Here is a 26,460-nt window from a genome sequence, read left to right on the forward strand (position 1 = left end):
AGGGTTATCCTAACTCGTCTATGCACTAATTTAGGCACTAATTTTTTGCCACACATTAACCTGTGGGTGCGCAATACGGCGCATATTTGAAGGACGCCAGAACAACGCCTCACCTGGAGCCAATATAATATATCCCCCTAACGTACACTGCTCTGCTAGCCGAGTCAAAATATCACGCTGATCGAATTTTCGAAAATATAGCAGCATATTTTGACAAATAATCACATGTTGAGGGTGAGCGGTAGGTGGGGTTTTTTCAATAATATTATGTACAGAAAAACTGACGTGTGGGCGTAATTTAGGCTCTACTTGCCAGTTTGGCTGTATACTATCATTCACTTCTGGCGTAGGAGACAAACTATCATTCGTATTATTTGTCTCACTTTTAGTTAGAAGCGGTTGAATAAATTGCTGACACAGTTGCGGAATTAAGCACTGTTGGCGTTTGTCATACTGTCCAAGACGTGCATTTTTAATTGCCTCTTCACTAACGTCCGTTCCTAGTATTGAATAATTTGAAAATTGCTGTGCTGATAGACTCATAGCTAATGACCAAGCTTCCTGTCCACTTGCACAACCCACACTCCAAATACGGAACAAGGCTTTATTATTGTCTACTGTTCGATACTGCGATGCACATTTTATGACAAAATCTATAGAAGGCTTATGACGAAAAAAACGACTTTCATGAATCAGTACCTTATCTAATAGTCGCTGACGTAACTCATTGTCCTTCGGTAGGTTATACCATAGCTGCTCAGCAGTTGATCCATTCGATTTTGCCACACACTCAATTGCATTAATGAACCACTGTAGCTGTATATCTGGAAGCACAAAACCGATTTCTTTCTCTATGTACTTTTGCCACTTTTGTACGTCAAAATGATCGTATTGCATTAAGGCATTGCTCGATGCAAATTCGACTGTACTCAGTGGCTTTTTATCTGCTTTAGTAAGTTTATTCACGTTACCTACTATAATTTGTGCTGCACATAATTAAACTTCTCACAGCATTACTTTATGGTAAAAGCTAGCATTAGACACTTTCTGATAACTCATGCTCAGTATTTAGCATTTCATCATCTAACAGCTCGTCATCATTCGTTACTTTAAAACCAGTCACTGACTCCTGTAGCGCTGCTGCCATTTCACTTAGCTCACCAATAGAGCGGGCTGTCGCCATGGTACCAGATGAGGTTTGTGAAGTAATATCTTGAATGATATTCATGGTGTGAGAAATATGACCAGCAGACTCAGCTTGTTGTAATGCAGCGTTTGAGATGTTTTGAATCAAGTCAGCCAAAGTATTAGAAACGCTCTGTACTTCTTCTAGTGCTTCACCCGCATCTTTCGCTAAGCGTGCACCGCGCACAACTTCAGAAGTTGTTGATTCCATTGACATAACTGCTTCATTGGTATCGGCCTGAATGGTTTTTACCAATGTTTCAATCTGCTTAGTAGCGTTCGCTGAACGCTCAGCCAGACGCTGAACCTCATCAGCAACAACCGCGAAGCCTCGGCCCGCTTCCCCTGCCATCGATGCCTGAATAGCGGCGTTCAATGCCAAAACGTTAGTCTGATCGGCAATATCATTAATTAGTCCAACGATATCACCAATTTCTTGCGAAGACTCACCGAGACGTTTGATACGTTTTGACGTTTCTTGAATCTGATCACGAATAACGTTCATACCTTCAATAGAGCGCTGTACAACTTCTGCTCCATTATGGGAGATAGCAACTGAGCGCTGGGCAACCGTTGCAGATTCTGCAGCATTGTTCGAAACCTGATCAATTGAAACAGTCATCTCATTAATAGCAGCCGATACACCAGCAATTTCTTGTGCTTGGTGTTCAGAAGCTTCAGCCAATTCAACAGCATTCATCTGCGTTTGATCTGAAGATTGCGATACGCGATCAGCAGTGCTGTTAATAACCAAAACCAACTGACGTAATTGGTCAATTGCAAAGTTGACCGAGTCGGCAATCGCCCCTGTAAAGTCTTCTGATACAGTTGCATTAACGGTCAAATCACCTTCTGCCAAATCACCCAACTCATCAAGCAGACGTAGAATAGCGATCTGATTACGTTCGTTCTCTTCTTGAATTTGGCGAGCTCGTTCAGACTCAGCTTCTGCTTCTTGACGACGACGCAGCGTTTCTTTCTCAATAAGCAATCGCTCTGAACCACCTCGCTGCTTCAATAGCTGATACGAAGCAAATAAAATACCTAACGCCCCAAGGGCAAATATAGCCGCTGGTATGATAACCGACTGATTAAAGCTACTAAAATACTGACTTACTGATGATAGAGAGTTAATCAACCAAATCAGACAGGCCAAACTTAATAAAACAAAAAATCCTAATAATAGTTTCCACGTACCATCAGCATCTTTGCTGTCTGCTGTTGTGTTAGCCATACCAGCTACAGGTTTCTTTATAACATCACTCATCTTGCATATTCCTTTCAAACAATCGTCAAAGTCTAATCGTGACCGACTTTGAAAATCTTGTTGTTATCTAAACAATGATTAGCAAAGCCTGTATAAATGCTGACATCAAACTGTATCTTGTCAGTTGCTATTATTCTGTCGTTACTTAAAAGACAGGTATTCTATTATCGACAATTATATTGCAGCATCTGAATACTGAGTATCCTGCGCAAGCAAGCTTGGCATAAAAACATACCAGTCTTGGTCATTTTTAAAAAACTTACCATGATTATAAGGCGCAAATGGCGAGTCATGATCGATGGCTTCTGGACGGTATTGGTCATGAGTAAACTGTTCAATACCAAGTACTTGATCAACCAGCAGTCCTGAAAAAATATTGTCATAATCGATAACAATAACCTTTCGTTGGCTCATTTGTGTCAAGCGACTAGGTACTTGTAAAAAATGCGACAAATCCGTTAAAGGTAATAGTCGCCCACGAATGTTGGCAATACCTAGCATCCATGGCTTGACTAGAGGTAAGCTAGTATATTCTGGCATAGATAACACCTCTGATACCTGACCCATAGGGGCAACTAAGCGCTGCCCACCAATTTCAAATACCACACCCTGCCAATCAAACTCTTGGCCACCGCGGCGACCGCTTTTACGTGCACGTGCCAAGTCTGCTAGACGCAGAAGCTCAATAAACCCTCTAGAAGCCACAAGTTACTCCATCACTTTGCGAATCATATTGACCAATCCACTTTCATCAACTGGCTTGTTCATATACTCTTTAGCGCCTTGACGCTTGCCCCAAACTCTATCTGTCTCTTGATTTTTGGTACTAATCATAATGACAGGAATATGAGCAGTAGTTTTACCACGAGTAATCTTACGTGTGGCTTGAAAACCATTCATTTCAGGCATTACCACGTCCATCAAAATAACATCTGGTAAATGATCAGCTGCCATTTGGCAGCCTTGCTCACCGTTTGTCGCTTCCAGTACTTGGAAGTTATTTTTGGCAAGCATATCGCGAAATTTCGCCATTTCTGATGGCGAGTCGTCAATGACTAAAACGGTAGCCATAGGAGTTTCCTTTATTTTCTAAGATACCACGAGGATATATTGTTCAATTAAAACGATTACCTAAAATTTTATTGTTAGCAATTTCTTAATCATGATTCCTCAGTATTGAGCAATCTATGTCAATAATAACAACCAATGTATTTAAGTCTATATTTAATCGATTAGCGGTATTGATTAATGGCATCAAAAAGCTCATCTTTGCTGAACGGCTTAGTTAAGTATTCATCAGAGCCAACAATACGGCCACGTGCTTTGTCAAACAATCCATCTTTGGATGAAAGCATAATCACTGGCTTATTTGCGTAATCAGGGTTGTTTTTTATTAATGCACAAGTCTGATAACCATCTAAACGTGGCATCATGATGTCAACAAAAATGATATCTGGATTGTTATCTACAATCTTTGCTAATGCATCGAAACCATCTATAGCGGTTACTACTTCACAGCCCGCTTTTTGTAATAAGGTTTCTGCAGTACGGCGGATGGTTTTTGAATCATCAATCACCATTACTTTCAAACCATCAAAATTATTTTCCATTCTCATTGTCCTATAAACGGCTATTTATTCGTAACGCTATCTACTAATATAAATTTTAAATAACTATCCTAAACTGCTATATCACATATTATTAGACAAATATGAGTGATTGGATTTACATTAAAATTCACCACAACAGCGAGTATTTGCTTTTAGTATCTGCCTACTAAGCACAGTGTAAACATGAGCTACTATACGCACTTTATTATTTGTAAACTCAAAAAATCAGGTTTTGAGCTTATAGTTTTGGACATAATACTCTACATTCATAAACCTCAAGTGAAATAATATTGACGTTAAGCATATACAAAGTACTTTCAAAACAACCTTCGTTAAAGATAAAAGGTTCGATTAACGAGACAAACAACTATATGATATTTCTGCATTATATATAAACGATGAAAACATTGCAGGATAATTTTCATTTGTAATAAAAATGTATCAAGATATTCTATAGTGTTTGTTTTAGCACAGTTACTTTCACTTTGCCAGTGATTAGTAAAATTATGTTCGAACTCGTTAGTATCACAAATAGCTATTCTTGTATATCGAAGGTGTAACTGCAACTATTCCTAGTGTTTGGATCATCAGCTTTCTTAAGTTTAGTAAATATCTTACAGTCGTTCCACCACATTGCAATTCACTATATAATGATATGACGATTACAATGGTGACTGCTATGACAGCTTCTAGATATTTAAAAAAAAGCCTCTATTTATTCAGCGTATTATTTATCGCTGCTTGTCAGCCGTCACCTATAAACGAATCAGCCGTTACTGACACTGAAGAAGAGACCGCAGACACGCCACTTATCATCACAAGCGACAGTGTCACAATGACACCAGAACATATATTGAGTATCAAACCTTCAAGGTATCAGCCGAGTCTCGGATTACAAGGTAATATCGAACCTATCAAGCAGACTACATTTGTTGCGGTACATCCGATTCGTATAGAAAAGACACTGGTTAGTGAAGGTCAATGGGTAGAAAAAGGCACGCCATTGCTTGTCTTTAGACGTACGGGCACGGCTAGCAAAGCTGAAGATTTGAAAAAGCCTGAGCAAGTTAATTCAAAATCAGGGGATACTAATCAGGACAATCAAGAAGATACGCAAAACTCTGATGCTAACTCCGCACAAGCTGCGCCAGACGCAGATATCGCTGTTGTAAGAAAAACTGATAGTGAGAGTGATAAAACATTAGAAGCACAATCTACGATAAATACTGATAGCAACACTTCTATTATTCAGGATGCAGACATTAATACTGCTAAACAAGATGTACAGTATAATTCGATTACCATTCATGCTAGCTTTTCGGGTCGGGTAGAAAACTTATCTGCTAGTGCAGGACAACAGCTAGCGGCGCGCGCGTCTCTACTACAGATCAGTGACGAGACCAAGCTGCACTTTATGGCTACCCTGCCTATACAAGCAAAACCACAGCTTTCTGTTGGCCAAACGGTCAATTTTACCGCCGAAGGTATCTCAGACAAGTTTACGGGACAGGTCAGCAAACTGGTATCGACCAGTCAACCCAAAAAGCTCTTGGTCTATGTTAATGTCATCGACAACGAAGTTAGTCGTGATAAGTTACTGCCAAATATGAAAGTCACAGGGCGCGTCAACTATGGTCAAATAGATGTAGGCACTATCGTACCCAAGCGCGCGCTACATGATGTAGACCTGACAGAGTTGCAAACTCCTCCTTATATGCCACTACAACCATTGACTGCAAATGTTTGGATTATAGGCCAAGATCAGCGTCTAACGCGTCAACCTATTGAGGTAGTTGAATACGATCCTACTACGCAGCAGTATTTGATAGCAGGTGTAAGCAATGATAGCTTAATTTGTTTGGCGGACTTACCTGTTGATTCTAAAGGTAAAAAAGTTATTGTGTCATAATAGCTTATGCTGACAGTTACATTTGGTAGAAACATTAACAAAGCTTCTCTTGTTTTGTAACAGCATAATTAGGCAATATGACCCTACTATATATAGCATTATCCGAGTATTAAAATACGTCTCATATTTAATTATGCGCTATTCTGTATATTTGAAAACGTAGAGGCTTGATAGTTTAATTATTTATTATTACCAACAGTCATCATTACCGAAAATGTTATATTTTTATAAATCACAATAACAATTAGAGGACACCCCATGAGTAAGCAGATTTTATTAATTGAAGACGATCCAGATTTGGCTGAGTTGATCAGCGATTATTTAACCATGAACTATTATGATGTGCATCATGCTGGTCTTGGTCAAGAAGGTCTCGACTTATTAGACACCAAAGAGCGCGATATTGACTTGGTTGTATTGGATCTTATGCTACCTGATATGGACGGTATGCAAGTATGTCAAAAGATTCGTGGCAATAAGAACAACATGACCAATAAAGTGCCTATTATTATGCTAACCGCAAAAGGTGATACAACCGATCGCGTGTTGGGGCTAGAGATGGGTGCTGACGATTATATCGCCAAGCCTTTTGAACCACGTGAGCTTTTAGCTCGTATTCGTGCGGTTATTCGTCGTCATGAGCAACCAAATCAAGCCGATAGCCAATCAGACAGCTTAACCTTTGGCCGTTTGAGTGTGTTCCCTGATAGTCATGAAGTCACTATCGATGACCAACCGGTACGCCTAACCACGCATCAATTTCAGTTGTTACACTACTTTGCCACTCATTCTGGCAAGGTGCTGAATCGTGAGCAACTCTGGCAAGCGATGCCAAACGATGACAGCTCAGACAATATTGACCGTGCAATTGATGTACATATTTCGCGTCTACGTGCTTTGATCGAAGACAATCCACGCCAGCCAAAACGTATTATTACCGTACGCGGCGTCGGCTATCAATTTGCTACTGATCAGGTGTAATTGTAAAGGATACCTAATTAGCTGACTCATGGTGTAAACTCTGTACTATGAGTCGGTACAAGCGTTTAATAATAGAGATCGTTTAATGCAGCAATTGGGTTTTCGTTCCGTATTTGCCAAACTATTTGCCAGCGTTATGCTGGCACTTACTTTATTTGCTGTGGCAATGGTGCTGTTGACCCAACTTGTTCATGACAAAGACGCTGGCATACGCTCAGAGATACTAGCCACACAGATTCTAGGGCAAATCGATCCATTCTTGCATGAATTGAATATTTCCATCAGCAAAGACAATCGTTTGCAGTCGCGTTTTATGCTGGCTGTCGTTAAGAAAAGCTTCGATATTTTTGATGAATCACTGCAAGCAAAAATGGGATTGTATGACAGCGAAGGTCGGCTACTCATGCAAACCGATAACAGTGACCTACCCCTAGAGCTTCCCCCTACTCCGTCTTTATTCTCACGTGTTTTTCCATCACTTGCAGATACATCACCTACCAAACAAGCCCAAGTGTATAGCAGTACGGGTTATACCTTACTGTACGAATCACGTCTCACGCCCAAAAAACCTGTCCTTTCTGCAGCCCTGAACTTATTCACTGGTACGTTACTACTGCTATTAATCATGGCAGGCGTACTATGGTTGATTGCTCGGACGATGACATGGCGTATTGACCAGTTGAGCCAACAAATGACTCAATTGGGTGATGGTGATTTTACGGTACGAGTGAACGCACGTGGTAATGATGAAATCGCTGCACTAGCACGTGGATTCAACCAAGCAGCACAAAAAATTGAACACTTAATTGATGCCAATAACTTGCTATTAGCACATGCTTCTCATGAGCTACGCACACCGATTACACGTATCCGTCTACAGATTGAAATGATGGATATGTTGGCTGGTGCGCTGCCAACTGATACCAAAGCAAAGTTCGATAAACGGGCACAAGCGATCAATAGAGACTTGTCAGGTCTTAATGACTTAGTAGAAAGCATATTACTGGTTAGTCGTTTGGATGCGGGACATGCCCTACAGCAAGTTGAAAACCTAGATTTATACGATTTGGTAAATCAAGAACGTCAGCACTATCCTGAAGCCACGCTCATTGGTGAGCACATTGTGATAGATGGTCAATCATCAATGTTGACTCATTTGATTCGTAATTTACTTACCAACGCTATGCTACATGGCAAGCCACCTGTTACGGTATTGCTATACGGTGTTCAGAGCATAGAAGAAGCTGGAACTGTGCCCGACTATCTATTGCAAACAGTGCTATGCAGCAGCTTTGTCGATTACAACAGTTTAGACTTTGATGATTATGAAGAAAACGCTGATGCCAAGGTAATTGAAAACCAAACCGCTAAACATGAAGCTACTAGTTCGGTTGATAAAAATAAATCAGAAACGACTGACTCAATAGCAGATCTACCAACGCCGACTATTTATAAAAACGGTGAAGACATAGCTGCTCGCAATGAGAACAACGAGAGCAATGGTGAAGTCAGTATTGATGACGACCTTTCAGATGAAAGTTTGATAGACAATGCTAGCAAACCCCAACCTACTACTGGCGAAACATCACTACTTGCTGACTATTACAGCTTTACCAGTGAGTTGACTGACAGAATTAAGAAAGTTATTTGGAGAGCTGTTCCAGATTCTACTGAACCTACTAACGACGCCGATAATACCAACAATGCTAACGTGACTGAAGTAGCATTAACAAGCTCTATAAACAATGTAGAAAGCGACAATACTGACACTCTTGTTAATAATAGTGCTCAAAAATCAGATAAACCTATTACTGATACCGCTACTAAGAATAATGGCTCAAACAATACGAAAGATGACGCCAAATCTAATAGCTCAAACAATGAGAACTCAGGCGCAGTTGTGCGTAAAGAAGGCTTATTTGCTAAGCATATGAAAAAAGCCAAAACTGAACCTGAACGTCCTTTGCCAAAATATGCCGTGCTGGCGGTAATCGACGAAGGCACTGGCATCCCTGAAGGCAAACGAGAAGAAGTCTTTAGCCCATTTGTACGTTTGCAGCAGAAAAACAAAGGCTCTGGACTAGGGTTATCGTTAGTCTCACAAATCGTTACCGCTCATCAAGGACGCATTATTACAGATACCTTAAATGGTCATACTAGATTTTTGGTCACCATCCCAATTCATCACGATCCTCATTACAACTATCACGAGTAATCAATCCCCATCGTTATATAGATAGCTATTACGCTGTCGCCTTCACATTTGCCATTTTAACTGCTTATTCTTAATAGCTATTAATCATAAGCCGGACACGTATGTGCATATCCAAAGTGCCTGATAATATGCTATATTACCGCCCCTTATTATACGGTTATTGACTGTTGTCGTTTTGACAAGCTTCTTACATATTGAAAGAGGCCTGATGACGCGTTTTTAACCATTAAAAAATTTATTAAATTTTGAGCCCTCCATGAATGACATGATTGTCTTAAACGATGTGACCAAAAGTTTTTTAAGCGACCGATCAATCAAAGACAAAGACGGCAAACCACATTGGTTTACCGCTGTTGAGCCGACATCTCTGACTATCAAACAAGGCGAAATCTTTGGTCTAATGGGTTATTCAGGTGCAGGTAAATCTACCTTATTGCGCCTAATCAACATGCTTGAACGTCCAGATTCAGGTCAAGTCGTGATAGACGGTACTGACCTAACCACGCTGTCTGCCAGTGAGCTGCGTATTGCCCGTCATAATATAGGTATGATTTTTCAGCAGTTTAATCTGATGTCTAATCAAACGGTTTTTGACAACGTGGCATTTAACTTAAAAATCTCTGGTTATCCAAGTCGCGACATTCATAAGCGCGTTATGGATTGTCTTGCGATTGTTGATTTGACCGATCGTGCTGGTCACTATCCTGCGCAGTTGTCAGGTGGACAAAAACAGCGTGTGGGTATTGCCCGCGCGATTGCCCCTAGTCCAAAAGTATTGTTGGCCGATGAGCCAACCAGTGCGCTTGACCCTGCCACGACCCGTAGTTTGCTGACTTGTCTGCGCGATATCAATGAGCAACTTGGCGTGACTATCGTCATCGTGACCCATGAGATGAGTGTTATTCGTAGACTTTGTGATCGCGCAGCGTTATTGCATCAAGGGCAGCTACTAGAAGTTGCGGATGTGCGAGACGGTCTGATTCAAGCAACCACCCCGATTGGCAAAGGCCTAGTCGTCGAGGACTAATGAGGCAGGAGAAATAGATATGTTAACTGGTACTGAATTATCCGCCTCTATAGACAAGCTACTTGTGTTACGCAAAGAGATCGTGAGCGCGTTTATTGATACGTTTGTGATGCTTGGTATTTCGACCACGGTAGCAATCGTCATCGGTGGACTGTTTGGCGTATTCTTGTTTTTGTCTAGTGATCGACAGTTTTTGCAAAACAAGACGTTGTACGGTGTGCTTGGTGGTATTACCAACTTTATGCGAGCCTTCCCTTTCGTGATTTTGATGATTGCAATGAGTCCGTTTACCAAGGCCATCGTTGGTACGGGTATCGGACCAATTGCTGCATCATTGGTACTTGCTATCGCTGGTTCGTTTTATTTTGCGCGTTTGGTCGAGCAAAATTTGCGTGAAGTGCCGCGCGGTATTATCGAAGCAACCGAATCGATGGGTGCACGTCCTTTTACCATTATTAAAGTATTACTTAACGAAGCGCGCTCAGGTTTAGTATTGTCAGTCACTATCCTTTGTATCAGCTTGCTCTCTTATTCAGCTGCCGCTGGTATGATCGGTGGTGGCGGTTTGGGTGATTTGGCCATTCGTTATGGCTATTATCGCTATCAAACCGAGGTAATGATTTTTATCGTGATTGTATTATCCATCATGGTCGTCTCGATTCAAGCCTCTGGTAACTGGCTCGCCAATCGTTTAGACAAACGTTAAACCGCTTTAGAGAATACTTGACTTTACGAGCGACTAGGTTTATTTTTGGCAACACTCAACCCTTATCTCAGCTCTTACAACAAAAGCAGCATTACTATTTATAATGTTGCTTTTTTAATGTTCAGACGATAAACGTTTTACTCAACCCCATTCATTATTAAGGACATATTATGAAATTAACAGATATCAGCCGTCAGTTAGCTACTGCATTTGCCGCTGTTGGTGTATCAGGTCTAGTTTTAGTTGGTTGCAGCAATTCATCAGCGCCAGAAGCGACTAAAGAGCCAGTAACCGAAGGTACCACTGCAGAAACTGCCGCTAGCGATATCGATCCTGATCATACCAAAATCGTTATCGGTACGACTGAAGGCGATTTTGCTGATATGGTTCGTAACCAAGTAAAGAGCACGCTTGAAGCTCAAGGTTATGAAGTTGAGTTGATTGCTTTTACTGACTATGTCCGTCCTAACCTTGCATTGGCTGAAGGCGATTTGGATATCAACATCTTCCAGCACAAGCCTTATCTTGATAATTTCAAAAAAGAAAACAATCTTGATCTAGTAGAAGCATTCCAAGTACCAACGGCTCCGCTTGGCATTTACTCAGGTAAAAAGACTAGCCTTGATGCTGCATTCAAAGGTATGAGTGTTTCTGCACCAAACGATCCTAGTAACTTTGCACGTGCTTTGGTTATGATGAACGACCTTGGCTGGATCAAATTGAAAGACAACATTGATCCATTGACAGCATCAAAAGCAGATATCGCTGATAACAGCAAGTACGATATCGAAATCGTTGAACTAGAAGCTGCTCAATTACCACGCGCACGTGATGAAGTTGACTTCGCAGTTATCAACGGTAACTATGCTACTGACTCTGGTATCAAATTGACCGAAGCACTGTTCCAAGAGCCAAGCTTTGCTTATGTAAACTGGTCAGCAATCAAATCTGCTGATACTGGTAAAAAATGGGTTGAAGATGTGACCAACGCTTATAACTCAGAAGCTTTCAAAAAGTACGCTCATGAAACGTTCCCTGGCTACAAGTACCCAAAAATCTGGGGTACTGATCATAGCGCACATACGGACACTGCTGCTAAAACTGAAAGCGCTGACGCTCCAGAAACTGCAGAAGCTGCTGCTCAATAAGACTTTAAATCAAAAATACCTAGCTTTTTAGGTGTTATGATTAGTAGAAACGCCCATTACTTAGAGTAATGGGCGTTTTTTTGTCTTTAATTTTGGGAGTGCTGTCTTCCAATACCGTTATCAAAAGACTAACTGTGCATTAAATAACTATCAAATAACTATCAAATAACTATCAAAAATCACGTTACAGCCTGTTTGCCCTTTGTAGGAAACCGTCACTCACTCTTCCACTTGTTCTTGGTTTTTCCTATAGTGGACAAGCTCAATAGTAATTTACTCGTTAGACCATACTATTGATGACATTTAAAACTAATGAAAATTATAAGATACACATAACAAGGATAATAATATGAGTGCTAAAAACTATAATATTCGTACCGCTGGACAAGCAAATATCCCAATCCTAGGGCTAGGTACTTGGCAGTCAACAGGACAAGATTGCGTAGACGTGGTCAAAAAAGCGTTAGAAATGGGTTATGAGCATATCGATACTGCTCAGGCTTATGGTAATGAAAAGGAAGTTGGCGAAGGTATCAGACAATCAGGTGTAGCTCGCGATAAATTCTTTTTGACTACCAAGATTTTTCCAGATGATATGAAGTTTAAGCCAGAAAAACTGGTCGCAGCAGCAAAACGGTCTTTGGAAGATTTGGGTACAGATTATGTTGATCTGTTGCTATTGCACTGGCCTGATGACCGCGTACCGTTATCTGAGACCATTCCTGCGCTGTGTGAACTCCAAAAGCAAGGCTTGACGCGTCATATTGGTGTTTCAAACTTCAATATTGCTAATATCATTGAAGCCAAGAAATATGCTGATGTGCCTATCGTCGTGAACCAAGTAGAGTTTCATCCCTTTATTAAGCAAAACACATTGCAGACCTTCTTGAATAATCATCATATTTTACTAGAAGCCTACTCGCCATTAGCGCGTGGTGATGTATTTGATAACGAAGTGATTAGAGAGATTGCAGATAAGCACAACGTAACCCCAGCACAAATCTCACTAGCTTGGATCTTATCAGACAAGCATCGTGTGGCTATTCCAAAAACGTCTAACCCTGATCACCTGCAAGGTAATCTAGATGCTATCAAGGTTGAGTTAAGTGCAGACGAATTAGAAAAAATCGGTAACTTAGCAAGCTCTGACGGTCGTAAAATTGAGCATCCTGACTATAGCCCAGTATGGGATGACTAATAGGGTTAATAAGTACGATTAATTGATTAGCTAAACAGAGCTCAATAAAAAGCCACCGATTATCGGTGGCTTTTTTATATGGTATGAAAACTCACAATCATTACTGTTGTAGCGTTTCGGTCTCATGAATCTTTTCAGCAGGATTATACTGTTCAGAAGTAGGTATCGCTCCAGTACGATTATTTTCTTTCATAGATTTGGCAACTTCTGGTGGCATATAGTTTTCGTCATGCTTAGCCAGTACTTCCCCAGCGACGAAAGTATCACCTTGCATTTTACCCGTAGCCACCACACCTGAGTTTTCAGCGAATAGGTCTGGCAAAATACCTTGGTAAGTTACTGGCACGGTTGACTGAAAATCAGTAATCGCAAACTCAACATTTAATGGATTGTCTGCTGCACGCTGCACACTACCGGCAACCACCATACCACCAGCACGAATACGTTTGTCTTGAGGCGCTTCGCCTTGGGCAATAGCGGTTGCATCAAAGTAGTAGTCAGTTTGCTGCCCGATGGCATAGATAACCAACATAACTGCTACTGCCGCACCTGCCAGCGTAAACATAACCCACGTCAGTTTTTTCCGACGAACTGCATTCATACCACTACCCCATTAATGAGTCACTGTTTTATAAACCATAATCAATCTATAAAACAGAAAAGTTTGAAGAAACTACCATTAGAAAAACGTTCTAAAAATGTCTTTCTAATCGTACTCTTCTAATCGCTATATGGTAGCATTTTTCGGCCGAATCAATAAGCCTCATCACTGCCTATAAGGTCATATTTTTGTCAGTGTAAGGATACGGTTTCTTACGCTAAAACCCTGATATTAAGATGATTTTTATTCAGCTTGTTTGGTCACAGGCGTTGAGGTTTTGGTGGTTCGCTGTGCTTGACGCGCTTGCTGGATGGTCAGCTGTTTGATAAGTGACTGTCGTTGTTTGCGGCTATAGATAATGAATGCCAACATCACGCCGATCGTTATCGCCCAGCACGACCACACAAAAACCCCATGCTTACCCATGGCGAAAAACTCAGATACGCTATAAAAGTAAGGCTGCATAGTATTTTCCTAGCCGTTATTTGTGTTGACCACGAATGTATTCTTTAACCCACGCTTTGCCTTGATCACGGTATAGAATCAGCGTGTTAGTACGATAAATCGCTAATGTCGCAACCAGTAAATAGCTGCCGATAATCATCAGTAATAAGGGCATCCACATATCTGCCGACATCTTCGGTGCGGCGGTCAAGCTAAAGGTCGCGCCTTGATGCAAGGTATTCCACCACTCTACTGAGTACTTGATAATAGGCAGGTTCACTGCGCCCACGATAGATAAAATAGCAGCCGCTTTACCGCGATTGGCTGTATGTTCAAACGCAGCAAACAGTGCCATCACGCCCGCGTATAGAAACGCTAATATCAACATTGACGTAAGGCGTGCGTCCCACACCCAGTAAGTACCCCACGTTGGTTTCGCCCAGATAGAGCCTGTAAGCAAACTGATGACACACAGCAAAAACCCCATCGGGGCAAGTGCCTGCGCGACCAAACTGGCCGTCTTAATCTTCCACACCAAATAAATCACCCCTAGAACTGCAAGGGAAAAATAGATAGAAATGGCAAGACTGGCCGCTGGAACATGGATAAAGATAATGCGATAGCTATTGCCCTGAAGATAATCAGGCGGCGCAAAAGCAAGGCCCCATACGCTACCAATGAGCAAACAGAGACCGGCCAATATCGCTAACCACTTAACCCAAGGGCTAAAGATACGAAAAAACTGCTTGGTACCCACAGTGGTCAAGAAACCCTGCCAAATGCGCTGCCACAAGCTAGGGGATGAGACGTTATTCAGGTTGGGCATGGGAAGAAACCTATTACACAGCTTACTGGCGATAAAGAATGCGGTCTATAAAAGCACCACTATTAACTCACCTGCTGGCGTTAAACACTGGATAGAATCTACAAAGAGCTGTTTACGTATTCAATTGACTATTATAGCAAAATTGCCAGTTTTCACCACGATGTTAATACATGTGATACAGATAACTGGATTTAGATGGCTATGCTTAGATAACTAGATTTAGATAACTGGGCTTAAATAATCAAATTTCGAAATCTGGACTTTAGGATTGCAACAAGCAAATCGTTTAATTAAGCCATGACATTTTTAAAGTTGTAGCAATCACCCATGGCATGACCAAGACAGAAACAATACTTCCTGCCAGCAATAAAGCCAAAATTGGCAAACCATTCAGCCCAGAGGCAAATAAATCAACCGCACCCGTAGCAAAAATCAATACTGGCAGCTGCATCGGTAAAGCAATCAAGGGAACTAATACTGCCCCATTCTTTAACGATAGCGTCAAGCTACTGGCAATCGCGGATAGCATTAGGAGCATTGGACTACCTGTCACGATAGACGCCATCAATATCCACGCTTCAAACCAACTGAGCTGAAATAACGGCACGGCAAGCAAACTAAGCGCCGCCACAATACCACTGCTAAAAATCCAATGGATTACCAGTCTAATCAGCACCCATAGCGGTAGTGACGCTTTGGCAACGACCAATTGCGCAAGCGTACCATTATCAAGCGCAGGCTTGAACAATCCATCAACGCCCATTACCAGTGACAGCAATGCAGCAATCCACACTGCTGATACGCCCAGACGCTGCAATAGCGCAGGCTCACTACCGACTGCCAGCGGAAACAAAGTAATAATAACTAAGAACAGTACTAACGGATACAACCATTGTACCGCTCCTTGCTGCTTGACTTGCCATTCACGGCGCCACAGCTGCAGGAAGCCAATACTGCGAGGCGCTGCAACAATAGCATTTGGACTTTTATTCATAGCGGCTACTGATCCTACTTGTATTGGACGGTCTGTCATTATTTGTCCTTTCACATATGCTGATGGTACTGATAGCAATCGAACTTATACCATGTGATTTGACAAATCGAGCACCTGATTGGCGACTCCAACTGCCTGATGGCTGGTCATTAGTATCGACCCGCCAACCTGTGCAAACTCGCGTAACCGCTCTTCCATACGTGCCACCATATCGACATCCAGCGCCGTGAAAGGCTCATCAAGTAACCAGAGCGGTGTCACGTCAGGAGTTAGTAGGTACAATCGCGCCAGCGTGATGCGCCGCGTTTGCCCAGCGGACAAATGACTGGAGCTGATCGTTTCAAACCCTTGCAGCCCAACCCATGTGAGTGCATCGTCAATATCAGCAGCGCTTGGCGTAATGCCATATAAGTTCAGTAGAAACGTCAGATTCTGGGCTACTGTCAGATTTGGATGGATGCCTAATTGATGCGAGACATATAAAGGCTGGATGGGCAGACCCGATTGTCCTTGATAAGTAACTTCACCTGACAAAACAGGTAACAATCCAGCCAATTGCATAAGTAACGTGGTCTTTCCCGTCCCATTTGCTCCGATTAGATGGCAAATACTACCCGCAGATAGCTGTAACGCAACTCCTTCGCACAGCGGTATCTCACCGCGCTGAACCGTCAGCTCATCAAGTGCAAGTAAAGGCGTATCCAAAACCGTCATCAAAACCTCTGGTTATTTATCAAGCAGCAGTCAATATTCATCACAAACAAAGGCAATGTTCGTGGCATAATACCCTATGCTCGCTACAAACACACAGTATAACAAATTGTCGATTACTCTGACTTCAAAAAGTACGACCTCAAAAAAACATGACTTTAAAATATGACTTTAAAATATGACTTCAAAACCTATGCCGACTTCACAAGATAGCCAAAAACCTAATACTGCTGCAGAGACTAACAATGACAACGCAGACACTCGCTTGTCAAAAGAGCCATCAGCCAGCCGTTTGACAGTAGATAGCTTGATTGATGCTCAAGTCAACTTTATGCAGCAGTGGTTGCACAATCAAGCTGAGCCCCTAGTGATGGAAGCTTGGCAATGGTTTGGTGCGCAGCCTTTAAGCAAATATATTACCTGTGACCATTTACAACAGCTGATGAAAGACTGGCTGTTAAATCAGCCGATGACTGAGGTGATGCGTACCGATATCCGTAATATTTTACACACTATTATTTATCACCCAGTTAATGATAATGTGCCTTTATCTGAGCTGGTCGATGATGCCCAAGTTGAAACTTTGGCCAACTATATCGGTAGTCACGAGCAGCAGCGCAATATATTGATTCATACGCTAGTCGGTAACGAAACCTTTGCAGATTTATTGACCCAAACACTCTATCACGCTATCAATGATTTCATGGAAAGCACCCTCGATAAAGCAGGTGGCGTTGGTAAATTAATGAAGCTTGGGCGCAGCTCTTTTGAAAAGGCGACCAACAAAAACCTCGATGAAAAACTGCAAACGTACCTGCATCGCAATATCAAAGATTTGACGCGCAAAGCCGAAGCCAATGCCCAAGAACACTTGTCAAACGAAGAGGTAGCACGTCTGATGGTTATGGGCTGGGATCGTATCAAAGACCAACCGATCAGCGAGCTGCAAACCTACTTAAGCGATGAGCGTGGTAATAGTAGCATCGACCATATCGAAGCCAGTATCCAACAAAGCTATAACCGCCTGCGACTGTCACCGTATCTGCACAGTTTGGTAACGGCAAGCATTGACACTTGGTATGCCAATCATCAGTCTGACACGATGGCGACCATCGCGGCGAGCTTGCACATTGATGAAGCGGCCATGAAGCAATGTAGCACTACCCTACTGCCTATCGTGTACGATGCTCTTGAGACGCCTTGGTTAACGGCTCATATTCGTGAAATGCTAGCAGCGTTCTATGCACAGCCTGCTATCAAAGAAGGTTTGGCATTCACTCACGATTAATTTATAACCCTTACTTGTCAGCATACTATTATGAGTCAACGCAATAAACTCAGCTTGTGGCAAAAGATCAAACGGTTACTGACTGCTGCCGCACCGCAGTCAGTCGTCGATGCTGCAAGCGAGCAAAGGCCTGCATCACTTGCTGACAGCGAGGTTAATAATACAAAAAATATATCAGCTGATATTTCTGATATCTCTCATGAGTTAGAGGCGAATCAGGGCAGCGAACAGAATAACCCTCAAGCACAAGCGCAAACAAATACATCTCAACTCAAAACCGATAACTTAAAAACCGATAGCGCAAATGCAGAACCTCAAAACCAGAGTGACACACCTATCGTCGACTGCTTAAAGCAATACTTCAATGACAAACAATGGCACTACACGCATTATCGACCCAAAACCAACGACAGCCAAAAATCGCATCACTTATCCTTGAGAATGCGTCATAAGCAAATAAACTGTGGCTATCTGTTTCGGGTTCAAGAAAAAAACAAACTATTAGCCATCTATGGCATCTTGCCATTTTTGATACCAGAAACTCATCAAAGTGCCGCAATGCTACTTATCACCCAAATCAACTATGACATGCTAGTCGGTAATCTAGAGATGGATGTCAACGATGGTGAGATACGCTACAAAAATGCTATCGATGTCGAAGCAGTTGGTATAGATAATGAGATTATTGAGCATTTACTACAAAGCGTGGTCGCGATGACCACGGTTGCCAACGAGCTATTTGGCAACTTGGTTAATAATCAAGACCCTGCTGAAGACATGCAAACGCTACTTGTAGAGCTACGTCAACAGACCGACGCGCGCACGTTCTTTTTACCGACTCAGTTTGTTCAATAGCTCAGTTCATTCGATACTTAAGTTCATTCGATAAACTGGTTGTTTAGTCAAGCCATAACCGACGATAGCTAATACTTGTCCCTTTATTTTTCTATCCAAAAACCATCAATATTAAGCTAGAATTCTTATGCTAAAAATTGCCTACTCTGACGTTTTTCGCTACTCCGTGCCCGAAAAGCACCGCTTCCCCATGCAGAAGTACAATATGATTCCTGAGCGTTTGCTGGCAGAAGGAACGATCAACCAAGATAACTTCTTTGCCCCTGCTCGCTTAAGCGAAGATGAGATTTTGACCACGCATACCGCAGAGTATTGGTATCAGCTTAAAACCCAAACACTGCCGCGCAAGGCTGCTCGTGCGATCGGATTTGAGATGACCCCGCAGTTGGTAGAACGCGGTCGTTATATTGCCCATGCAACGTATGAGTGCGCGCTATATGCTCAGCAATATGGCGTGGCTATGAATGTTGCAGGCGGTACTCATCACTCTTTTGCTGGTCATGGAGAAGGGTTTTGTGTTTTTAATGATGTCTGTATCGCTAGCAACTTACTATTAAATCGTGGACAGGCAAAGAAAATTTTAGTTATCGATTTGGACGTTCATCAAGGCAATGGCAATGCCAGTATCATGGCAAATGAACCACGCGTTTTTATCTTTAGTATGCATGGAGCAAAGAACTACCCGTTTCGTAAGCAGGTATCAGACTTAGATATTGAGCTAGACAATGATACTGGCGATGCTGAGTATTTACAGATATTAGAAGATACACTGCCACGCTTAATCGCTGAAGTTGCGCCAGATATGATTTTTTATCAGTCTGCTGTCGACGTGCTCGCTACCGATAAGCTCGGCAAACTTGGTTTGACACAAGCAGGGTGCAAGGCGCGTGATGAATATGTTCTGCAGCAAGCAAAAGCCGCCAACATCCCTGTCGCTATCGTGATGGGTGGCGGCTACTCAGAAGATATCGAAGATGTGGTCGAAGCGCATTGTAATACCTTTCGTTTGGCACAGCAGATATTTTTTGAAGAATTGGTCTAATAAGATATCGCTGAAAAGGCTTATATCTTTAGCTATAACAAAGCGGTAATACCTTGCCAACCGACACGTATTCCAAGCACGATTAAGATTAATAAAATAAGCTGACGAAAACGCGCCTGCGGTAAATAGCGACGCAAACGGATTCCAACCAAAAGAGTCACTATAGACAGCACACTCAAAAAAGTAATCAGCTGCCACTCACCACTGCTCAGTGCCATGATAGGCTCACGCAACACGATAATTTGAGCAATCTTTCCTAAGAAATAGCACATGTTACCGACTTTGGCGATGGTGTTTTTATCGTCGCTGGCAGACAATAAATACATCATCAGTATGGTCGACATCGCATTGGTCGAGCCGCCGATGACACCTGCACCAAAGCCAACGGCAATCAATATAGGCTTAGTATTTGGTAAACGGATTTGTTTGCCGAGTAAACTACTCACAACGTAGAAAGCAATGACCGCGGCCAACAATAAGAGAATATAAGCGCTATCGACCCATAGCAAGAGTTTCGCACCTAAAATACTACCTAGCAGGCTGGTAAGCGCAAGCAACCAATAGCGTCTGCCGTAGTAGATAAAGTTTTGCCAAATGGTGCGTTCACCGCCTACTAGCCAGGTCATCACATTAACGACTAGCGAGGGGAAAATCACTAACACAATGGCGTGTTGCAATGGGTACATACTAGCAAGCGCAGTGGTCGTCACTAGCGTTGCCCCAAGTCCGCTAATACCATGCAGCAATGAGGCAAGCGCAAAAATGACCGTCAGCACTAACATCTGAGTGCTATCGTTACCAGCTATATTCATCATATCGGTCACACCATTTGAGGCTCAGCGTCTGTATCTACACACTATCTACATGCTAGCTATCAGATTTAGCGCCTGTAGCTCTAACTATCTTTACGTTGACCGATTGCTTGACCAATAATGCTAGCCAGTTGCTCAGCAATTTTATCTTTACTGGTCTTCTCAAGTGTTACCGCGTCACGCTCATAGCGCTCAGAGAAAAACACCTGCATCGCATTGTCATCACTAGCAAAACCGATATCTGCACGTGAGACATCATTACAGGCAATCATATCTAAATCTTTTGCGACCAATTTACCACGGGCATAACGCTCGAACATCTTGCGTCTCTGCGGCAAAACCAACGACAAACAACGCAGGATGCGCAAGAGAAATCGTCGCTAGAATATCAGGGTTTTTCACCAAACTAAGCGTCATGGCATCTTGCGTTTTTTTAATTTTTTGCGGTGCGGCTTCTTCCGTACGATAATCTGCCACGGCTGCGGTCGCGATAAATATATCTGCTGTTATGACTTGGTTTTCATCATGAGAATGTAGCGAGTCATGATTGTGGTGATGGTCGTGGTCGCTCACGCTTTCATCATCGCAACCACAGTCGCCATGATGATGGTCATGAGAATGGTCATGCTCATCTTCAAGGACCCATTGCAGCTCGCTATGCGTGCCATCCACACATTGCTGCGCCGCTATCAGCATATCTTCAGCAGACAGTACATCGATTCGTGTGACATTGAGCGGCGTGGCCAATGCCACTTTACCACCAGCGATTAAGACAACGTCTGCACCAGCAGCCACACAGGCGCGCGCCAATGCAAAGCCCATTTTTCCTGAAGAGTGATTAGACAAATAACGCACAGGGTCAATCGCTTCTACTGTTGGACCTGCGGTAATGACTACTCTTTTGCCTGCCAGTAATTGCGGCGTTGTATTCATCGCTATGAACAGTAACACCTCATCCAACAATTGCTCAGGCTCAGGCAATCGCCCAGCTCCCACATCACCGCACGCTTGCTCACCGCTAGCTGGTTGGATAATTTGATAATTCATATCGTGCAATGTTTGCACGTTTAGATTGACTGCTGGATGCGCCCACATCTGCTGATTCATGGCAGGAGCAATAATGACGGGCGCAGTAGTGGCAAGACACACTGTGGTCAATAGATCATCAGCCATACCCATGGCCAGACGCGCGAGCGTATTGGCCGAAGCTGGTGCAATCACGATTAAGTCGGCCCACTTGGCCAGCTCAATATGCCCCATGCCTGCCTCAGCTTGCTCATCGAGCAACGAGACGTGCACCTCATTACCCGTCAACGCTTGTAGTGTCAGCGGTGTGATAAATGCTTGTGCGCCTGTCGTCATGATAACGCGCACATCAAAGCCTGCCTTGACTAACAAGCGGGCAAATATAGCAGATTTATAAGCGGCGATACCGCCAGTAATAGCAAGCACAATATTGGACATAAGCATGGCATCAACAAAAAAGTAAAAAGATAAAATTGCGCTTATAGTAACAATTATGAGATAAATTGGGTAAGATTTTCCGTATCTATCTCAGATAACAAGTATCAACCCATTTTCAAGGAGTGACAATGGCGATCAAAGACTGGCATGAGGATGACAGGCCACGCGAAAAACTTTTAAAATTTGGTGCAGCTCATTTGTCTGACGCCGAGATACTGGCCATATTTTTGCGCACCGGTACTCAGTCTCAATCAGCGATTGAGTTAGCGCGGCATTTGATTGATCAGTTTGGTAGCTTAGCCGAGCTATTGGCCGCCCCTCAAAAGACGGTTCTTGCCTGCCATGGTATGGGCCCTGCAAAGTACGCCCAAATATTAGCCTCACTTGAGATGGGTACGCGCTATCTGGACAGCCAACTCAAAACTGGGCAAGCACTAGGACGTTCACAAGCGGTCAAAGACTATATCAGTACTCAGTTGCGCGGTGAGCACCGTGAAGTATTTGCGGTACTCTGTCTGGATAATGCCCTTAACCTTTTAAACTTCGAGATATTATTCACTGGTGGCATCTCATCATGCTCGGTCTGCATTAAGCACGTACTACGACATGCGCTAAGCCACGCTGCTAGCCAACTTATCATCGCGCATAATCATCCTCATACCGATGCCAAGCCATCAACGGCAGATAACTTACTGACCTATGAGCTAAAAAAATCCTGTGACCTGTTGGATATCTCGCTTGTCGATCACATCATCGTCGGACGTAACGATACTTTGTCTTATGCAGAAAGCTGCCTTGCCCCTTTTGGTTAGCTCTTTGGCTAGTTTTCGATAATAGTTAGCTACGTGTTCTAACTAGTCATATGACTAACCTGCAAACAATTATGTTTGATACATATCATCGACAGAGCGTAGCATTTTGGCTCTTGATAGTTATCGACAACTGTTTCATATTAGTAGCCATTCTTGTCATTTATTTGTCAATTACTTACTAGACCGTTAATACTAGTACTTAAGAGACGTAGAACCGAGCATTTAGAGATTAACAAATCATTCGATTTACTTGTAAGACAGTAAGTGGCAAGACGAAAAATAATTATAGTTAGCTCTTTCATTTACGTACTTTTCGCATTTTTTATTCAGCGCTTTAAAGGAGATAGTCATGGCAATTGGCTTGTTTATTTTGGCAGTCATCATTCAGTTAGCCGTGGTCTTGGCCATCTTTTTGTTGTCCTTATCACGGGTCACCGGTAGCATCGTCGCCCTAATTACGGTTATCGTCACCGCAATTATCAGCCCATGGTCGCTAATTTTGGGTATACCAATGGCACTACTGTGCTTGGTCTTACTCGTTGCACCGCTTCGCCAATCGTTAATCACTAAGCCTGTATATAAAGCGCTAGGCGGTGCGATGCCAAGTATGAGTGATACAGAACGTGAAGCGCTTGATGCGGGTACTAGCTGGTGGGAAAAAGAGCTGTTTATGGGTGCGCCAAACTGGGATACCTTTGCCAATTATCCTTATCCGCAGCTCTCAGAAGAAGAGCAAAGTTTCATCGATAATGAAGTAGAAACCTTATGTGCCATGCTTGATGAATGGCAAATTCAGCATAAAGATAAGGATTTATCACCTGAAGCATGGCAATTTATCAAAAGTAATGGGTTCTTAGGTTTAATCATTCCAAAAGAATTTGGTGGCTTAGAATTTAGCTCTTATGCGCAAAGTCGTGTAATGAGCAAGATTGCTTCGCGCTCGCCGACTGCCGCTGTTACCTGTATGGTTCCCAACTCGCTCGGCCCTGGTGAGCTATTGATGCATTATGGTACAGACGAGCAAAAGCAGCGCTGGTTGCCAGGTCTTGCCAAAGGTGACGAAGTACCTTGCTTTGGTTTGACTGGCCCTGAAGCGGGCTCTGATGCAGGTGCCATTCCTGATACAGGTGTGGTCTGTTACGGTATGCACGAAGGCGAGCAAGTGCTTGGCCTGCGCATGAACTTCTCCAAGCGTTGGATTACCCTAGCACCTGTCGCCACTGTGGTTGGTTTAGCGTTCAAAATGCACGATCCTGAAGGTCTGCTTGGTAATTCTCAAAAGACCGATTACGGCATTACCTGTGCCCTCGTTCCAGCTAATCACGAAGGTGTCATAACAGGACCACGTCATAATCCAATCGGCTCACCATTTATGAATGGTACGGTCGATGGCAAAGATGTTTTTATTCCATTAGATTATATCATCGGTGGCGTCGAGAACGCTGGTCGCGGCTGGCGTATGCTGATGGAATGCTTGGGCGTTGGTCGCGGTATCTCTCTACCAGCTCTATCGACATCAGCCAGTGAAATGACCTATCTGTCTGTCGGCGCATTTGCAAAAGTCCGCGAACAGTTCAAAATCTCCGTAGGTAAGTTTGAAGGTGTACAGGATGCCACTAGCCGTATGGCGAGTAACACTTATATGTTAGAAGCATTCCGTCATTTGGTCACTTGCGGATTAAACCAAGGTGGCACGCCATCAGTCATGACTGCCATGGCCAAATACTATGCGACTGAAACCATGCGTAGCGTCGTCAACGACGGTATGGATGTGGTCGGTGGTCGTGCTGTACAGATGGGTCCGCGCAATTTCTTAGCGACACCTTATCAAGCGATTCCTGTCTCTATCACGGTAGAAGGCGCTAACATTTTGACCCGCTCGCTCATGATCTTTGGTCAAGGTGCGATGCGTTGCCATCCTTATTTATTCGATGAGCTTCAGTTACTACAAAGCGAAGATAAAGCTGCTGCCACTGAAAAATTCGATACCCTTTTCTTCAAACATTTAGGCTATACCTTTAACCGCGGAGCAAAAGCATTTGTCGCTGGATATATTGGTGGTAGCGATAAGGCCCCGAGTTTCGCCGATAGCTTTACTCGTCCCTATTACAAACACATTAATCGTTTAAGTGCGAGCTTTGCCCTAACTGCTGATATGGCATTAGGACTACTAGCAGGGGACTTAAAGCGTAAAGAAATGCTATCTGGTCGTTTAGCAGATATTCATAGTCATCTATTTATTGCGACTGCTATTTTGCAGTTCTATGAGCATGGTAGTAAATCAGAGTCTGAACGGTTGCATGCCGAAGTTGCGCTACAAAACAGCTTGTATACGATTCAAGAAGCCTTTGTATCATTCTTTGCCAACTTCCCGAATCGTATGGCAGCCAATGTGGTTAGCTTTGTGACTTTCCCAAGTGGACGTATCTTCACTCCAGCAAGCGATGAGCTAAAACGCCAGTTAGGTGATACTTTCATGGATGATTTTGCAGCCAACCCATTCCGCGATTATCTGAAAACCATGGTTTATTACAATACCGATGCAGACGATGTAACTGGTCGTATGGAGCATGCTTATCAGACCTTAGTCGAAATCGAACCATTGTGGCAGAAGTTCAAAAAGGCAGAGCATCAAGACAGCTTTGAAGGTCTAACCTTTGAAGACCATGTGGTACACGCCAGTCAAAATGGCGGCATTACTGAAGAAGAAGCCGAAGTGCTGATTCAATATAATGCCATGCGTTTTGATTCATTATTGACCGATACGTTTGACGAGCATCTATCGGAAGCGCTAGAACGTGACAATCCGCATGCGCTTGAAAATGCGGTTCATCAACTGACTGATTATGCACAGCTAAAAAGACAAGCGCAGAGTAAAAACGGTATCGCTGTGGATACCGATGCAGCTGCCGTCGATGAGCTAGCCACTAACGGACCAGCTATTAGCCATCTAGACAGTACTGCAAATACAGACGACCATACTGGCGATGCTAATCCTAATCATGGTTATGAAAGTGATGGCGATGTAGAGTTGGTTAGTGAGCAAGATACTGTCAAAGAAGTAAATTCGCAGACAGATTTTGAAGAGTCAGAGCCTGAGAGAGAGGCACTCGATCATCGCCATCGTGATGCTGAATCACATCTTAACGAGCGTATGGGCAATAATCATAATCGTCATATTGCACCACCTGATGAGATCAATACTGAAGTAAGTGATAATGATAACAAGCCTTTAGAACGCCAATCACCTTTATCACGCGAAGAAGACGATAAGGTTTAATGGTCTATTCTGTTTTTAATATTGCTATTAGAAACTGAGTATTATTAGATTTTATAGTAAAACTTTCACTTTTTATTAGCCAGAC

Annotated in this window: 22 protein-coding genes and 2 pseudogenes; 12 read left to right on the top strand and 12 right to left on the bottom strand. The window is 42.9% G+C overall.

Annotated features, from left to right (window positions below; genetic code table 11):
* Positions 1-30: 30 nt before the first annotated feature.
* The 5 genes and pseudogenes from SJY28_RS01455 to pilG form a co-directional block, all read right to left on the bottom strand.
* Positions 31-966: a protein-glutamate O-methyltransferase CheR gene (locus tag SJY28_RS01455; protein ID WP_296208128.1), complete on the bottom strand. Its 936-nt coding sequence runs from the start codon at positions 964-966 to the stop codon at positions 31-33.
* 70 nt (positions 967-1,036) lie between these two features.
* A pseudogene (locus SJY28_RS01460) lies at positions 1,037-2,311 on the bottom strand (methyl-accepting chemotaxis protein); the annotation flags it as partial.
* A 315-nt stretch (positions 2,312-2,626) separates the two neighbouring features.
* A complete protein-coding gene (locus tag SJY28_RS01465) occupies positions 2,627-3,157 on the bottom strand; it encodes a chemotaxis protein CheW (protein ID WP_379543186.1) in 531 nt (176 codons plus the stop codon).
* A 3-nt stretch (positions 3,158-3,160) separates the two neighbouring features.
* On the bottom strand, positions 3,161-3,523 hold the full coding sequence (locus tag SJY28_RS01470) for a PleD family two-component system response regulator (protein WP_296208133.1): 363 nt from the start codon (positions 3,521-3,523) through the stop codon (positions 3,161-3,163).
* Between the two features lie 161 nt (positions 3,524-3,684).
* Positions 3,685-4,062: a twitching motility response regulator PilG gene (gene pilG / locus SJY28_RS01475; RefSeq protein ID WP_114701589.1), complete on the bottom strand. Its 378-nt coding sequence runs from the start codon at positions 4,060-4,062 to the stop codon at positions 3,685-3,687.
* A 679-nt stretch (positions 4,063-4,741) separates the two neighbouring features.
* Between pilG and SJY28_RS01480 the strand changes: the two genes are divergently transcribed.
* From SJY28_RS01480 to SJY28_RS01510, 7 genes are all read left to right on the top strand, one after another.
* The gene (locus SJY28_RS01480; RefSeq protein WP_379543188.1) at positions 4,742-5,971 is read left to right on the top strand and encodes an efflux RND transporter periplasmic adaptor subunit; all 1,230 of its coding nucleotides are present in this window, start codon (positions 4,742-4,744) and stop codon (positions 5,969-5,971) included.
* A 258-nt stretch (positions 5,972-6,229) separates the two neighbouring features.
* On the top strand, positions 6,230-6,952 hold the full coding sequence (locus SJY28_RS01485) for a response regulator transcription factor (protein WP_057761578.1): 723 nt from the start codon (positions 6,230-6,232) through the stop codon (positions 6,950-6,952).
* 85 nt (positions 6,953-7,037) lie between these two features.
* Entirely contained in the window at positions 7,038-9,167 is a 2,130-nt protein-coding gene (locus SJY28_RS01490; protein ID WP_379543189.1) for an ATP-binding protein, read from the top strand.
* A 256-nt stretch (positions 9,168-9,423) separates the two neighbouring features.
* On the top strand, positions 9,424-10,194 hold the full coding sequence (locus tag SJY28_RS01495) for a methionine ABC transporter ATP-binding protein (protein WP_057761581.1): 771 nt from the start codon (positions 9,424-9,426) through the stop codon (positions 10,192-10,194).
* Positions 10,195-10,243: 49 nt separating this feature from the next.
* Positions 10,244-10,900 (top strand): methionine ABC transporter permease, encoded by a 657-nt coding sequence (locus tag SJY28_RS01500; RefSeq protein ID WP_370587210.1) that lies wholly within the window; start codon positions 10,244-10,246, stop codon positions 10,898-10,900.
* A 170-nt stretch (positions 10,901-11,070) separates the two neighbouring features.
* Positions 11,071-12,048 carry a MetQ/NlpA family ABC transporter substrate-binding protein gene (locus SJY28_RS01505; RefSeq protein ID WP_379543190.1) on the top strand — a complete coding sequence of 326 codons (978 nt, stop codon included), beginning with the start codon at positions 11,071-11,073 and terminating at the stop codon, positions 12,046-12,048.
* A gap of 349 nt (positions 12,049-12,397) precedes the next feature.
* Positions 12,398-13,246 carry an aldo/keto reductase gene (locus SJY28_RS01510; protein ID WP_379543191.1) on the top strand — a complete coding sequence of 283 codons (849 nt, stop codon included), beginning with the start codon at positions 12,398-12,400 and terminating at the stop codon, positions 13,244-13,246.
* A gap of 100 nt (positions 13,247-13,346) precedes the next feature.
* Here SJY28_RS01510 and ccmE read toward each other — a convergent pair whose 3' ends face one another.
* From ccmE to ccmA, 5 genes are all read right to left on the bottom strand, one after another.
* A complete protein-coding gene (ccmE, locus tag SJY28_RS01515) occupies positions 13,347-13,847 on the bottom strand; it encodes a cytochrome c maturation protein CcmE (protein WP_379543192.1) in 501 nt (166 codons plus the stop codon).
* Between the two features lie 243 nt (positions 13,848-14,090).
* A complete protein-coding gene (gene ccmD, locus SJY28_RS01520) occupies positions 14,091-14,312 on the bottom strand; it encodes a heme exporter protein CcmD (protein ID WP_057761592.1) in 222 nt (73 codons plus the stop codon).
* Between the two features lie 16 nt (positions 14,313-14,328).
* Entirely contained in the window at positions 14,329-15,117 is a 789-nt protein-coding gene (gene ccmC / locus SJY28_RS01525; RefSeq protein ID WP_290175925.1) for a heme ABC transporter permease CcmC, read from the bottom strand.
* A 286-nt stretch (positions 15,118-15,403) separates the two neighbouring features.
* Positions 15,404-16,111: a heme exporter protein CcmB gene (locus SJY28_RS01530; RefSeq protein WP_379544889.1), complete on the bottom strand. Its 708-nt coding sequence runs from the start codon at positions 16,109-16,111 to the stop codon at positions 15,404-15,406.
* Positions 16,112-16,195: 84 nt separating this feature from the next.
* Positions 16,196-16,825 (bottom strand): heme ABC exporter ATP-binding protein CcmA, encoded by a 630-nt coding sequence (ccmA, locus tag SJY28_RS01535; protein ID WP_379543194.1) that lies wholly within the window; start codon positions 16,823-16,825, stop codon positions 16,196-16,198.
* Positions 16,826-17,000: 175 nt separating this feature from the next.
* Here ccmA and SJY28_RS01540 point away from each other — a divergent pair, with 175 nt between their 5' ends.
* The 3 genes from SJY28_RS01540 to SJY28_RS01550 all read left to right on the top strand — a co-directional run bounded on the left by SJY28_RS01540 (position 17,001) and on the right by SJY28_RS01550 (position 20,007).
* Positions 17,001-18,110 (top strand): hypothetical protein, encoded by a 1,110-nt coding sequence (locus tag SJY28_RS01540; protein WP_379543195.1) that lies wholly within the window; start codon positions 17,001-17,003, stop codon positions 18,108-18,110.
* 30 nt (positions 18,111-18,140) lie between these two features.
* Entirely contained in the window at positions 18,141-18,965 is an 825-nt protein-coding gene (locus SJY28_RS01545; protein ID WP_379543196.1) for a hypothetical protein, read from the top strand.
* A 127-nt stretch (positions 18,966-19,092) separates the two neighbouring features.
* Complete coding sequence (locus SJY28_RS01550) at positions 19,093-20,007, top strand: histone deacetylase (protein ID WP_379543197.1); 915 nt, start codon at positions 19,093-19,095, stop codon at positions 20,005-20,007.
* A 32-nt stretch (positions 20,008-20,039) separates the two neighbouring features.
* On the opposite strand, the gene SJY28_RS01555 is transcribed toward SJY28_RS01550, so the two are convergent.
* Both SJY28_RS01555 and coaBC read right to left on the bottom strand, forming a co-directional pair.
* Positions 20,040-20,822: a sulfite exporter TauE/SafE family protein gene (locus tag SJY28_RS01555; protein ID WP_238069312.1), complete on the bottom strand. Its 783-nt coding sequence runs from the start codon at positions 20,820-20,822 to the stop codon at positions 20,040-20,042.
* Between the two features lie 80 nt (positions 20,823-20,902).
* Positions 20,903-22,283: pseudogene (gene coaBC / locus SJY28_RS01560) on the bottom strand (bifunctional phosphopantothenoylcysteine decarboxylase/phosphopantothenate--cysteine ligase CoaBC).
* Between the two features lie 128 nt (positions 22,284-22,411).
* On the opposite strand from coaBC, the gene radC reads away from it, so the two are divergent.
* Complete coding sequence (gene radC / locus SJY28_RS01565; RefSeq protein WP_379543199.1) at positions 22,412-23,095, top strand: DNA repair protein RadC; 684 nt, start codon at positions 22,412-22,414, stop codon at positions 23,093-23,095.
* A 349-nt stretch (positions 23,096-23,444) separates the two neighbouring features.
* Positions 23,445-26,375: an acyl-CoA dehydrogenase gene (locus tag SJY28_RS01570; RefSeq protein WP_379543200.1), complete on the top strand. Its 2,931-nt coding sequence runs from the start codon at positions 23,445-23,447 to the stop codon at positions 26,373-26,375.
* Positions 26,376-26,460: the final 85 nt, after the last annotated feature.

Origin of the sequence: Psychrobacter sp. R86515 (assembly GCF_042466315.1) — a bacterium.
Lineage (GTDB): Bacteria > Pseudomonadota > Gammaproteobacteria > Pseudomonadales > Moraxellaceae > Psychrobacter.

Excerpts from the sequence above, each read along its gene's own strand:
- SJY28_RS01470 (WP_296208133.1), bottom strand. The coding sequence starts at position 3,523 with ATGGCTACCGTTTTAGTCATTGACGACTCGCCATCAGAAATGGCGAAA.
- pilG (WP_114701589.1), bottom strand. The coding sequence starts at position 4,062 with ATGGAAAATAATTTTGATGGTTTGAAAGTAATGGTGATTGATGATTCA.
- SJY28_RS01480 (WP_379543188.1), top strand. The coding sequence starts at position 4,742 with ATGACAGCTTCTAGATATTTAAAAAAAAGCCTCTATTTATTCAGCGTA.
- SJY28_RS01485 (WP_057761578.1), top strand. The coding sequence starts at position 6,230 with ATGAGTAAGCAGATTTTATTAATTGAAGACGATCCAGATTTGGCTGAG.
- SJY28_RS01490 (WP_379543189.1), top strand. The coding sequence starts at position 7,038 with ATGCAGCAATTGGGTTTTCGTTCCGTATTTGCCAAACTATTTGCCAGC.
- SJY28_RS01495 (WP_057761581.1), top strand. The coding sequence starts at position 9,424 with ATGAATGACATGATTGTCTTAAACGATGTGACCAAAAGTTTTTTAAGC.
- SJY28_RS01505 (WP_379543190.1), top strand. The coding sequence starts at position 11,071 with ATGAAATTAACAGATATCAGCCGTCAGTTAGCTACTGCATTTGCCGCT.
- SJY28_RS01510 (WP_379543191.1), top strand. The coding sequence starts at position 12,398 with ATGAGTGCTAAAAACTATAATATTCGTACCGCTGGACAAGCAAATATC.
- ccmE (WP_379543192.1), bottom strand. The coding sequence starts at position 13,847 with ATGAATGCAGTTCGTCGGAAAAAACTGACGTGGGTTATGTTTACGCTG.
- ccmD (WP_057761592.1), bottom strand. The coding sequence starts at position 14,312 with ATGCAGCCTTACTTTTATAGCGTATCTGAGTTTTTCGCCATGGGTAAG.
- ccmC (WP_290175925.1), bottom strand. The coding sequence starts at position 15,117 with ATGCCCAACCTGAATAACGTCTCATCCCCTAGCTTGTGGCAGCGCATT.
- SJY28_RS01530 (WP_379544889.1), bottom strand. The coding sequence starts at position 16,111 with ATGAATAAAAGTCCAAATGCTATTGTTGCAGCGCCTCGCAGTATTGGC.
- ccmA (WP_379543194.1), bottom strand. The coding sequence starts at position 16,825 with ATGACGGTTTTGGATACGCCTTTACTTGCACTTGATGAGCTGACGGTT.
- SJY28_RS01540 (WP_379543195.1), top strand. The coding sequence starts at position 17,001 with ATGACTTCAAAACCTATGCCGACTTCACAAGATAGCCAAAAACCTAAT.
- SJY28_RS01545 (WP_379543196.1), top strand. The coding sequence starts at position 18,141 with ATGAGTCAACGCAATAAACTCAGCTTGTGGCAAAAGATCAAACGGTTA.
- SJY28_RS01550 (WP_379543197.1), top strand. The coding sequence starts at position 19,093 with ATGCTAAAAATTGCCTACTCTGACGTTTTTCGCTACTCCGTGCCCGAA.
- SJY28_RS01555 (WP_238069312.1), bottom strand. The coding sequence starts at position 20,822 with ATGATGAATATAGCTGGTAACGATAGCACTCAGATGTTAGTGCTGACG.
- radC (WP_379543199.1), top strand. The coding sequence starts at position 22,412 with ATGGCGATCAAAGACTGGCATGAGGATGACAGGCCACGCGAAAAACTT.
- SJY28_RS01570 (WP_379543200.1), top strand. The coding sequence starts at position 23,445 with ATGGCAATTGGCTTGTTTATTTTGGCAGTCATCATTCAGTTAGCCGTG.